Consider the following 12,307-nt stretch of genomic DNA (forward strand, 5'->3'; position numbering starts at 1 on the left):
TGCAAGGAGTCCCCGCGGCCCGCCCCTCGCGGCGGATCCGGTCGGCAGCGTGACACGGCCCACCGTCCGACACCCCACAAGTGCACGCGTCTCCGTCAGGTCGGACGAGTGTCAACCGATGGTTGACATCAGGGCGTACGTCAACCCATAGTTGACACATGACGATTCCCGTACGGCTCGACGACCTGATCGACGCCATCAAGAAGGTGCACCCCGACGCCCTGGACCAGCTCTCCGGTGCCGTCATCGCCGCCGACCACCTCGGCGACCTCGCCGACCACCTGATCGGCCACTTCGTGGACCAGGCCCGGCGCTCCGGCGCCTCCTGGACCGACATCGGCAAGAGCATGGGCGTGACCCGGCAGGCCGCCCAGAAGCGCTTCGTCACCAAGGATCCGGGCGAGCCCGGCGACCTCGACCCGAGCCAGGGTTTCGGCCGCTTCACCGACCGGGCCCGCCAGGCGGTGATGGCCTCGCAGGAGGAGGCCCGCGCCGCCGGGAACCACGAGATCCGCACCGAGCACCTGGCCCTCGGCCTGCTCGCCACCCCCGAGTCGACCGGCACCCGGGCGCTGACCGCCCAGGGCGTCACGCCCGAGGCGCTCCGGGCGGCCGTCGGCGCCGTGCTGCCCGCCCCGGTGGCGGACGTGCCCGGGCTGATCCCGTACGACGCCGGCGGCAAGAAGGCGCTGGAGCTGACGTTCCGTGAGGCGCTCCGGCTCGGCCACAACCACGTGGGCACCGAGCACATCCTGCTCGCCCTGCTGGAGCAGGAGGGGGCCGACGGCGTGCTCGGCCGACTCGGCGTCAGCAAGGCGGCCACCGAGAGCTTCGTCATCGAACAGAGCTGACCCACCACGGCATCTCCCTCGAACGGCCGTATCCAACGCGCAGTCCCGTGACTACCATGTGTAGTCACGAGATCGCAGTCCGCTGCCGAGGGAGTTGCCATGCCCGAAACCCGCGCTGTCTGGTCCGACTTCTGCGCGGTCGCCCCCAGTCCGGAGCTGCGCCAACGCCTGCAGGAGGAGCTGGCCCGGGTCCGTTCCGGCCCCGACGAACTCACCGGCCAGCTGGCCGTCGGGCGCACCCCCAAGCGGCTCGGCTTCGACGACGGCGCCATCTTCCCGCCCGACGAGTTCCCGCTCGGCACGCCGTACGACACCATCCAGTCCGCCGCCGCGGACCGCGCCCCGCTGCGCGGTGCGGTCCGGGTCGCGGTGGTGCTGGCCGACTTCTCCGACAAGGCGATGACGGCCTCCGAGGCCCACTTCGAGCAGCTGTTCTTCTCGCTCGGCGAGCTCCCGCACGGCAGCGTGCGGGAGTACTACCGCGAGGTGACGCACGGTCTGATCGACATCGTGGGCGAGGTGGTCGGCCCGATCCGGCTGCCGCAGACGCTGGCCTGGTACGCCAACGGCAACTTCGGCATCGGTCGCCCCAGCGGCGAGCCGCGCGCCCACCTGATGGCCCGTGACACCGCGCTGGCCGCCGACCCGCTGATCGACTTCGCCCCGTACGACAACGACGGCAACGGCTTCGTGGACGCGTTCATCGTGGTGCACGCCGGTTCCGGCGGCGAGGCCAGCGGCCGGCCCGGCGACATCTGGTCGCACAAGTGGACGCTGCCCGCCGCGCTGAACGCCGACGGCACGAAGATCTTCGCCTACCTGACCATCCCGGAGGACGCCAAGATCGGGGTCTGCGCCCACGAGCTCGGCCACCTGCTGTTCGGCTTCCCCGACCTGTACGACACCGACGGCAGCTCCGAGGGCGTCGGCAACTGGTGCCTGATGGGCGGCGGTTCCTGGGGCGGCGGTGGCGACATCCCGGTGCACCCCTCCGCCTGGTGCAAGGTCAACCAGGGCTGGGCCAGTGCCACCGTGGTCACCACCGGCGGCCCCGTCGCGTTCGAGGACGTGAAGTCCAGCCACACCGTGCACCGGCTCTGGAAGGACGGCGCGGGCGGCAGCGAGTACTTCCTCGCGGAGAACCGCCAGCAGAGCGGCTACGACGTCTCGCTGCCCGGCGAGGGCCTGCTGGTCTGGCACATCGACGAGAACAAGCCCGGCAACACCGACGAGAACCACTACAAGGTCGGCCTGCTCCAGGCCGACAACCAGCGCGACCTCGAGCTCGCCCACAACCGTGGCGACGCCGGCGACCCGTTCCCGGGCAGCGCCGGCAACGCCACCCTCAACGGCTCCACCTCGCCGAGCACCAAGTCCTACGCGGGCGCGGACACCTGTGTGTCCATCAGCTCGATCCCGGCCCCCGCCGTCACCATGACCGCCACCGTCTCGGTCTCCTGCGGGAAGCCGCTGACCAAGGAGCTCAAGGACGGCGGCAAGGAGCTGAAGGACGGCCGCAAGGAGCTCAAGGACGGGCTGAAGGACCTCAAGGAGCCGCTCAAGGACCGCAAGGACGGGCGAAAGGAACTGAAGGAGCCGTTCAAGGAGCTCCGCAAGGAGGTCAAGGAGCCCTTCAAGGAGCGCAAGGACATCAAGGACCGGGTGGAGAAGGGCCAGTTCGAGCGGCCCGACCGGCCCGGCGACCCGCTCGGCGCCGACCAGGGCGGTGACCCGGTGCTGGCCGCCGTCCTCGACCTGCAGAGCCGGCTGGAGGCGGTCGAGCAGGCCCTCGGTACCGGCTCCCAGGATCAGGCCGCCGAGCCGTTCATCGGCTCCGCGCTCCGGCCCGACCTGCAGGGCGGCCCGGTCTACGGCACCGAGGCCGACACCCTGCGGCAGGCGATGTCCGACGGCGACCCGCAGGCCAAGCGGGCCTTCGACACCCTCCCGCCGCAGTGACGGCAGCGGTCGTCGTGCTGGCCGCCCGGGCCGACCTCGGCGCGGCCGCGGTGGCCCGCGCGCTGGCCGGCCGACTGGGCGGCGACCGCGTCCTCCCGCTCTCCCCCACCGAGCTGGCCCGGGCCCGGTGGAGCCACCGGGTCAGCGCGGCCGGGCTCACCACCACCCGGCTGACGCTCCCCGACGGCCGGGTGCTCACCGACACCGACACGGCCGCGGTACTGCACCGCCTGCCGCCACTGCCGGTGCTCGGCCTGGGCCGGGCCAGCGCGAAGGACCTCGACTACGCCCGGGCCGAGCTGCACGCGCTGGTCGCCAGCTGGCTGCTCGGCCTCGGCCCCCGGGTGCTCGGCCAGGTCAGCTCGTACGGGACGGCGCACGGTCCGTTCTCCCCCACCGCCGCCCTGGTGCACGCCGAGCGCTGCGGCCTGCCGGTCGCCCGCAGCGGCGGGGCCACCAGGGGCGGACTGCTCCCCGCCGCCGTCGGCGGGGAGCTCCGGCTGCCCCGGCTGGCCTGGCCCGGCGGGGCGGGCGCCCCCGTCCCGGTCGAGATCCGGCCCGAGCCGGGGGCCGAGCGGCTGCTGTTCTGCGGCACCCGCCCGGTCGGCCGGCTGGCGGAGCGGTACGGGGAGCGGCTGCACCGGCTCGCGGGGCTGCTCGGCACCAGGCTGTTCGAGCTGCGCCTCCGGCCCGACGGGGCGGTCACCGACGTGGACCCGTGCCCGCCGCTGGCCACCGCGGAGCAGCGGGCCGCGGTCACCGACGAGCTGGTCGCACTGACCCGGAGCGGCTCTTGATCCACCACCGTCCGGAACGGAGCCGCGCATGATCGTCCTCTACGGCTGCCCCGACGACCCGCCGCTCACCCTGGCCGCCGACGCCGCCCGGGCGGCGGGCCTGCCCCATCTGGTGGTCGATCAGACCCGGCTGGCCCGTTACGACTTCGTCGGCGGCGCCGGGCTGTCCGGCCTGCTGCTGGCCGAGGGCCACCGGCTCGCGCTGGACGACATCACCGCCGTCTACGCCCGCCCGCTCGAACCCCCGGTCACCGGGGGTGACGCCGCCGCCCGGGCCAGGACGGCCGCGTTCCACCAGTGGTTCACCGACTGGCTGGACGTGGCACGGGCGTTCGTGGTGAACCGCCCCCGGGCGATGGAGTCCAACGGGTCCAAGCCGTACCAGGCCCAGCTGATCGCCCGGGCCGGTTTCCCGGTGCCGGAGACCCTGGTCACCGACGACCCGGCGGAGGTGCGCGCGTTCCGCGCCGAGCACGGCCGGGTGGTCTACAAGTCGGTCAGCGGCATCCGGTCGATCGTCCGCGAGCTCACCGCTGACGACGAGTCACGGCTGCACCTGGTGCGCGGCCTGCCCACCCAGTTCCAGGCGTACGTGCCGGGCCGCGACGTCCGGGTGCACGTGGTCGGCGAGCGGGCCTTCGCCGCCGCCGTGGACTGCCCCGCGGTCGACTACCGCTACGCCGAGCGGGACGGGCAGCGCGCAGAGCTGACCGCGTACGGGCTGCCCGCGGAGGTCGAGCGGCGCTCGGTCGCGTTGGCCGCCGGGCTCGGGCTGCCGCTGGCCGGGATCGACCTGCGCGAGCGGCCGGACGGCGCCTGGGTCTGCTTCGAGGTGAACCCGATGCCCGCGTACAGCTACTACGAATCGCACACCGGTCTGCCGATCGCTGCGGCTATCGTCGACCTGTTGGCCGGTGCCCCGGCCGCCCTGGAGGTCTGAACGAATGGTCGCCCCGGTGGAGAACCTCACCACCCTGCGGGTCCGCCTGCTCGCGGTCGCCCCGCACCCCCGGCTGACCGGGTGGGTGTCGGCGACCGTGGAGGTGCTGTCGGCCACCCCCGTCGAGGGCCGGGCCGACCTGCTGTCGCAGCGGGTCGGCGAGTCCCTCGACCTGGCGGTCCGTCAGGAGCAGCTGGCGGGAGTGCTGGTCGGTTCGGTGCTCCGGCTCCGGGCCCGGCTGGCCGTCGGCGAGGTACTGGCCGAACAGGCCCCGGCCCCGGCCGACTTCGGTGTCGAACCCAACCTCTAGTTCTTGACGGCCCGGAGCAGGACGAACTTGGGGTCGCTGCTGACCACCTGTGAGTTGCCGAACAGGCGGCGCAGCTTGACGTGGTAGCCGAGGTGCCGGTTGCCGATCACCCAGAGCTCGCCGCCGGGGCGCAGCGCGTCCTTCGCGGTGGTGAACATCCGCCAGGCGGTGGCGTCGGTGGTGGCCTGGTGGGTGTGGAACGGCGGGTTGTTGAGCACCAGATCGAGCGATCCGAGCTCGGCGCCGTCCAGCGCGTCGCCGACCGCGAACTCGGCCTTGGCGGCCGGGCCGAGCGCGGCCCGGAAGGTGGCCTCGGCGGAGGCCACCGCCTGGTGCGACTCGTCCACGAAGAGCAGTTCGGCCTCCGGGTTCGCCAGCGCGGCAGCGGTGCCGACCACGCCGTTGCCGCAGCCGAGGTCGGCGATCCGCTTCGGCCCGGTGGTGGCCGGGAGGTGGGTGAGCAGGAAGCGGGTGCCGATGTCGAGGCGTTCGGCGCAGAAGATGCCCGCGTGGTTGGTGACGGTCCGTCCGGAGACCGGGCCGATGCCGTCGGGGAGGGTGTAGCTGATCGGCCAGGGGCTGACGGTCCTGGGCAGCGCCGGGTCGGGCGTGCAGTGGATCAGCCGGGCCTTCCTGACGGCCAGTGAGGTCTTGGTCGGGCCGAGGATCCGCTCGAACAGGTGCAGGGTGGAGGTGTGGATCTCGGCCACCATGCCGGCCCCGATCACCACCGTGCCCGCGTGCACGGCGGGAGCCAGCCGGTGCAGCTGGTCCTCCAGCAGCGCCAGGCTCTTCGGCACCCGGACCAGCAGCACGTCGATCCGCTCCGGCGGCGGGTCCTGGGTGGTGAGCAGCTCGACCGTGCCCGGCTCGACACCGTTGCGCGCCAGGTTCTCGGCGGTGGCCCGGCCGCCGAGCCAGGAGTCGGAGATCTGGGTCGGCCGGTGCGCGGCGAGCGCCGTGACCAGCGCACCCCAGCGGTCGCCGAGCACCACCACCCGCCCGCTCAGGTCCACCGGCGGAGCCCCGTCGATCCCGTGCACCTGCCGGAGCAGGTACTCGTCGGCGGCGTCCCAGGCCCGGAGGCGGTCGCGCGGGTCCTCGGGGAAGCGGCTCAGCTCGAACTCGCCCCACGGCGTCGTGAAACTTTCCATCGTTCGCCCAGGCTATCCGAGCCGGGCCAGGTCTATCCGCGCCGCCACCGGCAGATGGTCGCTGGGTGTGGGCGGCAGGGTCCAGCCGGCGGTGACGGTCGCGTCCCGGGTCAGGACGTGGTCGATCCGGGCCAGCGGGAAGGTCCGGGGCCAGCTGAACTCCCGGCGGCCCCCTTCCCCGAGCAGGCCGGTGAGCGGGGCCAGGCCCCGGTCGTCCAGGGTCCCGTTGAGGTCGCCGAGCAGGATCACCCGGGGCAGCGGTTCGGCCGCGAGCGCGGTGGCCAGCAGCCGGGCGCTCTCGTCCCGGCGGTCGGTGCCGTAGCCGCTCGGGCCGAGCCGGACCGAGGGCAGGTGGACCACGTAGACCGCCGTCTCACCCTCCCCGGTGTGCAGGGTCGCGCGCAGGGCCCGGCGCCAGTCGGCGGCGAGGCCACGGGGCTTGAGGTCGACCGGCCGGACGTCGGTGAGCGGGTACCTGGACCAGAGACCGACGCTGCCTTCGACCGCGCGGTACGGGCGGTCCGCGCCGAGGACGGCCTGGTAGTCGGCCAGCCGCTCCGGGAGCAGCTCCTCCAGCCCGATCAGGTCCGCGCCGCTGTCGGCCAGGGTCCGGGCGGTGGCGGCCGGGTCGGGGTTGGCGTCGTCCACGTTGTGCTGAACCACGGTCAGCCCGCCGCCCCCATCGGCGCCGGACGGGAGGAACAGGGCCGTCCAGACCAGCGCCGCGACCGTGACCGTCACGCCCGCCGCGGCGGACCGGCGGAGCAGCGCGAGCAGCAGCAGGACGGGCAGGGCGAGGCCGAGCCAGGGCAGGAAGGTCTCCAGCAGGCTGCCCAGCCGCCCCACCCGATTGGGTATCAGCGCGGGCCGCACCAGCAGCACCGTCACCAGGACGGCCGCCCCGGCCACCAGCTGTCCTCGTCGCCACATCCCCGTGTTCACAGCTGACAGGAGGTCAGGAACGGGCGGGCCGGTTCCGGCCGGGGCGGGTAACGTCCGGTTCATGTCGACCACGCTGTACGGCACCGCCGTCACGCTGCGCCCCGCCACCGCCGAGGACGTCGCCCCGCTGGCGGCGATCCGGGCCACCCCGGAGGTGTTCGCCCGCTGGCGAGGGGCGGACGACCTGCCCGCCGAGGTGGCCGATGACCTGGCCGACCCGGGGACCGAGGTGTTCGCGATCGTGCACGCGGGCCGGGTGGTCGGCGCCGTCCAGTGGTACGCGGAGAGCGACCCGGACTACCGGCACGCGGGCATCGACATCTTCCTCGACCCCGCCGTCCACGGCCAGGGCCTCGGCACCGACGCCGTCCGCGTGCTGGCGAGGCACCTCACCACGACGCTCGGCTTCCACCGCCTGGTGATCGACCCGGCCGCCGACAACGCCGCCGCGATCCGCTGCTACGCCAAGGTCGGCTTCCGTCCGGTCGGCGTGATGCGGGCCTACGAGCGCGGCGCGGACGGCAGCTGGCACGACAGCCTGCTGATGGACCTGCTGGCGGCCGAGCTGACCTGAATCGGAGGTGCGGGCGGCCGGGGCCATGGGTGATCATCGTCGGCATGAGTGATCCGATCGTGGCGGCGCGGCAGGTGGTCCAGGACCGGTTTCCCGAGGCGGTGGCGGCCTTCCTCGGCGGTTCGACCGCGCGCGGCGAGGGCACGGCCACCTCGGACCTGGACATCGTGGTGATCCGGCCGGAGCCGGGCGAGGTGTACCGGGAGACCGTCCGGCACGCTGGGTGGCCGGTCGAGTTCTTCGTCCAGACCCCCGCCTCGCTCCGCACCATGTTGGCCTGGGACCGGGCCAACGGCGTCCCGACCATCGCGTCGATGTGCGCCCACGGCCTCACCCTGCTGGACCGCGACGGCACCGCCGGGCAGTTCCGCGCCCTGGCCGAGCAGACCCTCGCGGCCGGGCCCGCGCCGGTCGCCGCCGACACCCTGGAGACCCGGCGGTACCTGGTCACCGACCTCCACGACGACCTGCTCGGCGCCGCCGACCAGGACGAACTGCTGGTCATCGCCGCCCTGTTGCTCGACCGCACCGCCGAACTCCTGCTGTCCACCGGCGGCCACTGGCAGGGCGTCGGCAAGTGGCTCCCCCGCCGACTCCGCGCCGCCCACCCCGACCTCGCCGACCAACTCCTCACCGGCCACCGCACGTTGGCCCGCGGCGGCTCCCGCACCCCCTTCGCCGAAGCGGTCACCGCCGCCCTCGCCCACTGCGGCGGCCCTCTCCAGGCGGGCTACCGCCGCGCCGCCTCCCCCGAGTTGCTGGCGGGGCCGACCACCGGGTGAGCCGCCTGGTAAGCGAGCCGTTCGTCGGCCGCCGCGCCGAGCGCGCCGAGCAGGTCGTCCAACTGCAGGAAGACCTCCCACGGCGCCCGGCCGGTGGCTTCGGCGATCCGGACGCCGACCAGGTCCTCCAGCCCGGCGATCCGGCTGTTCTTCCAGACCTTGTCGGCCAGACTGACCATCAGCTCCTCGGTGCTGATGCCGGGGCGGTCCCAGGAGCCGTGCGAGCCCGCGAACCGGGCCGACTCCGGCGGGAAACCCAGCTCCGTCAACAGCCGCTCCCCGGCGGCTTCGTGCAGCGAGCCGGGCCGGCTGAGCTCCTCCGGGTGACGGACCTTGCCCAGGTCGTGGCTGGCCGCGCCGAACCGCACGGCCCCGGCGTCCACCGTCAGCTCCGGCCAGGCCTCGGCGAAGCCGGCGAGCAGCCGGACCGCGACGTCGTGCACCAGCCGGAGGTGGGCCACCAGCCGGGGCGGGGCGGCCAGTTCGACGTACAGGTCCTCCAGGCCGGCCGGGAGCTCGTGCAGCGTGGCTCGACTGATCGTCATACCGGCTAGTGTGCCTGCATGCTGACGGACGCGGTGGTCGACCAGTACCTGCGGCGGCTCGGGGTGGCCCGGCCGGGGCGGCCCACGGTGGAGGGGCTGTTCGCGCTGCACCGGGCGCAGGTCGAGCGGGTCCCGTACGAGACGCTGGAGATCCAGCTGGGCCGGCCGACCTCGATCGATCCGGCCGACTCGGTGCGGCGGATCCTGGCCGGGCGGGGCGGGTACTGCTTCCACCTCAACGGGGCGTTCGCCGCGCTGCTGACGGCGCTCGGTTACCGGGTGACGTGGCACGTCGGCGGGGTCCAGGCCGACCCGTCCGTCCCGGCCGGGGCGAACGCCAACCACCTGGCGCTGACGGTGGAGTGCGAGGGGCGGCGCTGGTTCGCGGACACCGGGCTCGGCGACGCGCTGCACGAGCCGCTGCCGCTGGATCAGGGGACGTACCGTCAGGGGCCGTTCACCTTCGGCCTGGCGCCCTCGGCGGCCGAACCGGGCGGCTGGCGCTTCAGCCACGACCCGCAGGGTTCGTTCCCCGGTATGGACTTCCGCGCCGAACCCGCCGGCCAGGCCGACTTCCTGGCTCGGCACGAGTGGCTCTCGACCTCGCCCGACTCCCCGTTCGCGGGCCCGTCCTGCGTGCTGCGCCGGGACGCCGAGGGGACGGACGCGCTGCGCGGCGTGGTGCTGGTCCGTACCGACACCACCGGCCGTACCGAGTCCGAACTCCTGGAGCCCACCGACTGGTTCACCGCTCTCGCGGACGTCTTCGGCCTCACCCTCGCCGACCTCGGCCGGGCCGACCGCGACCGCCTCTGGCGCAAGGTGCACACGGCTCACCTGAGCTGGGTCGCGGCCCGGAGCCGCGAAGCTGCGCAGGTCACTGCGCCAGAGCGCGCCTGATCCCGCGGCGCACGAAGGCGCGGGCACGCATCGCTCGGCGGACACGTCGCAGACGGCCGATCGGCTCGGGATCTGCATAGCGGCGGTCGCGGATGTCACGGACCACGTCCGCGGGCGCACCGAGTTCCAGCAGTTCCGCCAGGGCCTCGCCCTTCGTGATCAGCCGCCCGTCGCGCAGCGTGACGGTGGCGCGGGCCAGGACCAGCAGGCCCAGGTCCACCCAGATGTCCCGCATCCAGAGCCAGGGTTTGCCCGTGGCCGGAAGCCAGAACTCCGCCAAGTCGCGCCGGATGAACTCCTCCAGCTGCCCGCGGGCGAGCGGCGGAAGCAGTTCCGTCGGCGTCGGACCGTGAAGGGTGAGCCCACCGTCGAGCAGCTCCCGGCGGGTGACCGGTGTCACCGGGCGTTCCATGAGCATGCCTTGAGCCCAGGTGAAATGACGGGTCTCTGCCTCGGAGAGCGCTGTTCCGACCATGTATGAGCAGTGCAGCTTGGCCGCGGCGGGCTCTTCGTCCTGCAGTCGCCGGTGAATGCCCGTCAGCCGATCCTGCTGCCCGCCGTCCAACGGGCTTTCGACGATCGCGATGAGGTCAAGATCGCTGCGCCCGGGCTGGAAGTCGCCCAGCGCGAGTGAACCGTGTGCCCACACTGCCGCCGTCGGCACCGCAAGCCGTATCTCGGAGACGAACCGCTTGAGCACGAGATCCGTTTCAGTCGCCGCCACGCCCGCTCCTTCTCCGTCTACCCGAGTCCGCCGAGACGGAGAGCCTCCTCGATCTCGCTGAGCTTCGTGGCGGACAGGGCCCCCGCCCGCTCGATCAGGTCGTCTCCGGACACGGTGGTCAGCCAGGTACAAGGGGTGAAACCCGGACGCGGGAACGCGAACCGCAGCACACCTTCGAAGGGCAGCCCTGCCACGACGCCAACCGCCACTTCGACACCCAGAGCGCTGATGTCGACGCCGGCCGGAGCGACCACCTGCATCGCCTGGAACCCGGAGGCGTCGTCTCCTGAGAGCAGGACGACCGGCCGCCGCTCGTCGAACTCGGTCCACCAGACTTCGCCGCGTTGCACATGTCCTCCTGGCACGTGGTGGCCGCCGGTCACAGCGTAGACCCTGCCCACCGACAGGAGACGTGAAGCGCCGACACCGGCCGTGCGCACACGCGCAGCACGCACGGCCGGCTTCCCCACGGCTCAGCGCGGGGAGGAGGTCAACTCCCAGCTGAGCGAGTCGGTGAGGCCGGCCCGCAGTTCGGGGTCGCGGACGGCGGTGGTCGGGTCGGTGGCCACGGCGGTGAGGCGGTGCGAGCGGTCCTTCGGACCGGTCAGCTTCAGCTCGGTGAGGGCGAGCTCGGTGCGGTCGCGCAGCGCGGTCAGCTCGCGGCCGTCCAGGTACCAGCGCAACCGGGTACCGGGCGCCGGGAGTTCGACGCTCAGCCGGTCGGCCGGGGTGAGCTTGGCCGTGGTGGGGGTGGCGCTGGCCAGCGTGCTCGCGTAGCGGTAGAACCCGGCGATCATCGCCTCCCGGCCGGGGAGGTTGAACTCCCGGCCGAGCGACCGCATGATCGAGTTGTCGGTCGGCCGGTACAGCCCCTGCGGGTAGTAGCCGCCGCCCAGGTAGGCGCCGACGGTGCCACCGTCCGGCGAGGTCTGGCCGAGCCAGCGGTACCACTTGGTGTGACTGCGGCGCAGCTGAGCCGCCGTCTGCTTGGTGATGTTGGCCTCGCCGGGCTCCTTGCCCTGGTACGTCCCCTGGCCTGCGTAGAAGTACTCGTCGGCGAGCAGGCCGAGCGAGTGCCCGGTCTCGTGCACGGCTATCTGTCCGGACAGCGCGTTGCCGCCCGCCACGGTGGCGATGCCCGAGTAACCGAGCGAGGAGACCACGTCGTTGTAGCCCGCGCCGCCGTACTTGGTGCTGTTGGCGACCACGACCACCAGGTCGGCCTGCGGGGCCTTGGCGGCGTACCGCTCCACCGCGTCGGTATCCACGCAGAGCAGCCGCTCGACGCCGTCGCACCAGAAGTACGAGCCGAGCGCGGTCTGCCGCACGGTGGCCTGGTCCGGGTCGCCGGTCACCCCGGACTGGGCCGAAACGGCCTCGACGGCCCAGACGTTGAACAGGCCGCGGTACGTCTTGTACGGCTCGACGGCCGAGATCTCCTGCCACTTGGCGGTGGCGTCGGCGCGGAACTTCGCCTGCTGGTCGGCGGTGTAGCCGTCGCCGATCATCACGATGTCGAGCTTGGCGGCGGTGGCACCGCTCTGCACGATCGGGGTCACCGTGCCGTCCCCCGCCACGCCCGCCACGCCCGCCGCTGCCGAGAGCGCGGGCGCGGTGGCGAACGGGGAGTTCGCCGGGGCCTCGGCGCGGGAGATGGTGCCGTCCTCGGCGAAGCTCTCCACCTGGTGCCCGGGGCGGGTCACCGGGGCGGGGGCCGCCGAGGCGGGGGTGCTGCCGAGCGCGGCCAGGGCGAGCGCGCCGGCCAGGGCGAGGGTGCTGATTCTGCTGCGGTGCACGAGGGTCCTCCCGGGGAGGTAAGTTGACGATTA

The 12,307-nt window shown here is 73.3% G+C and carries 14 protein-coding genes; 8 read left to right on the forward strand and 6 right to left on the reverse strand.

Annotated features, from left to right (window positions below):
* Positions 1-158: 158 nt before the first annotated feature.
* The 5 genes from F4556_RS04580 (at position 159) to F4556_RS04600 (ending at position 4,857) form a co-directional block, all read left to right on the forward strand.
* Complete coding sequence (locus tag F4556_RS04580) at positions 159-851, forward strand: Clp protease N-terminal domain-containing protein (protein WP_184911819.1); 693 nt, start codon at positions 159-161, stop codon at positions 849-851.
* A 99-nt stretch (positions 852-950) separates the two neighbouring features.
* Entirely contained in the window at positions 951-2,810 is a 1,860-nt protein-coding gene (locus tag F4556_RS38940; protein WP_184911821.1) for a M6 family metalloprotease domain-containing protein, read from the forward strand.
* Positions 2,807-3,607: a hypothetical protein gene (locus tag F4556_RS04590; RefSeq protein WP_184911823.1), complete on the forward strand. Its 801-nt coding sequence runs from the start codon at positions 2,807-2,809 to the stop codon at positions 3,605-3,607. The genes F4556_RS38940 and F4556_RS04590 overlap by 4 nt, the downstream gene beginning before the upstream one ends.
* Before the next feature lie 28 nt (positions 3,608-3,635).
* A complete protein-coding gene (locus F4556_RS04595) occupies positions 3,636-4,547 on the forward strand; it encodes an ATP-grasp domain-containing protein (protein ID WP_184911824.1) in 912 nt (303 codons plus the stop codon).
* Between the two features lie 16 nt (positions 4,548-4,563).
* Positions 4,564-4,857: a hypothetical protein gene (locus F4556_RS04600; protein WP_313068146.1), complete on the forward strand. Its 294-nt coding sequence runs from the start codon at positions 4,564-4,566 to the stop codon at positions 4,855-4,857.
* Here F4556_RS04600 and F4556_RS04605 read toward each other — a convergent pair.
* Positions 4,854-6,011, reverse strand: coding sequence for a methyltransferase (locus F4556_RS04605; protein WP_184911827.1), 1,158 nt, complete (start codon positions 6,009-6,011; stop codon positions 4,854-4,856). The two genes, F4556_RS04600 and F4556_RS04605, sit on opposite strands and share 4 nt — an antisense overlap.
* 12 nt (positions 6,012-6,023) lie before the next feature.
* Positions 6,024-6,941 (reverse strand): endonuclease/exonuclease/phosphatase family protein, encoded by a 918-nt coding sequence (locus F4556_RS04610; RefSeq protein ID WP_221503531.1) that lies wholly within the window; start codon positions 6,939-6,941, stop codon positions 6,024-6,026.
* A gap of 73 nt (positions 6,942-7,014) precedes the next feature.
* Between F4556_RS04610 and F4556_RS04615 the strand changes: the two genes are divergently transcribed.
* Both F4556_RS04615 and F4556_RS04620 read left to right on the forward strand, forming a co-directional pair.
* Positions 7,015-7,527 carry a GNAT family N-acetyltransferase gene (locus tag F4556_RS04615; protein WP_184911831.1) on the forward strand — a complete coding sequence of 171 codons (513 nt, stop codon included), beginning with the start codon at positions 7,015-7,017 and terminating at the stop codon, positions 7,525-7,527.
* Positions 7,528-7,571: 44 nt separating this feature from the next.
* Positions 7,572-8,309 carry a nucleotidyltransferase domain-containing protein gene (locus F4556_RS04620; protein WP_184911832.1) on the forward strand — a complete coding sequence of 246 codons (738 nt, stop codon included), beginning with the start codon at positions 7,572-7,574 and terminating at the stop codon, positions 8,307-8,309.
* On the opposite strand, the gene F4556_RS04625 is transcribed toward F4556_RS04620, so the two are convergent.
* The gene (locus tag F4556_RS04625) at positions 8,258-8,854 is read right to left on the reverse strand and encodes an HD domain-containing protein (RefSeq protein WP_184911834.1); all 597 of its coding nucleotides are present in this window, start codon (positions 8,852-8,854) and stop codon (positions 8,258-8,260) included. The genes F4556_RS04620 and F4556_RS04625 overlap by 52 nt on opposite strands.
* 18 nt (positions 8,855-8,872) lie before the next feature.
* Between F4556_RS04625 and F4556_RS04630 the strand changes: the two genes are divergently transcribed.
* Positions 8,873-9,754 carry an arylamine N-acetyltransferase family protein gene (locus F4556_RS04630; protein ID WP_184911835.1) on the forward strand — a complete coding sequence of 294 codons (882 nt, stop codon included), beginning with the start codon at positions 8,873-8,875 and terminating at the stop codon, positions 9,752-9,754.
* Here F4556_RS04630 and F4556_RS04635 read toward each other — a convergent pair.
* The 3 genes from F4556_RS04635 to F4556_RS04645 form a co-directional block, all read right to left on the reverse strand.
* On the reverse strand, positions 9,732-10,478 hold the full coding sequence (locus F4556_RS04635) for a nucleotidyltransferase domain-containing protein (protein WP_184911837.1): 747 nt from the start codon (positions 10,476-10,478) through the stop codon (positions 9,732-9,734). The genes F4556_RS04630 and F4556_RS04635 overlap by 23 nt on opposite strands.
* A 17-nt stretch (positions 10,479-10,495) precedes the next feature.
* Positions 10,496-10,861 (reverse strand): type II toxin-antitoxin system PemK/MazF family toxin, encoded by a 366-nt coding sequence (locus tag F4556_RS04640; RefSeq protein ID WP_313068147.1) that lies wholly within the window; start codon positions 10,859-10,861, stop codon positions 10,496-10,498.
* Positions 10,862-10,951: 90 nt separating this feature from the next.
* Positions 10,952-12,274, reverse strand: a complete 1,323-nt coding sequence (locus tag F4556_RS04645; RefSeq protein ID WP_184911838.1) for a M64 family metallopeptidase — start codon at positions 12,272-12,274, stop codon at positions 10,952-10,954.
* Between the last annotated feature and the right edge of the window lie 33 nt (positions 12,275-12,307).

Origin of the sequence: Kitasatospora gansuensis, from assembly GCF_014203705.1 — a bacterium.
Taxonomy (GTDB): Bacteria; Actinomycetota; Actinomycetes; order Streptomycetales; family Streptomycetaceae; genus Kitasatospora; species Kitasatospora gansuensis.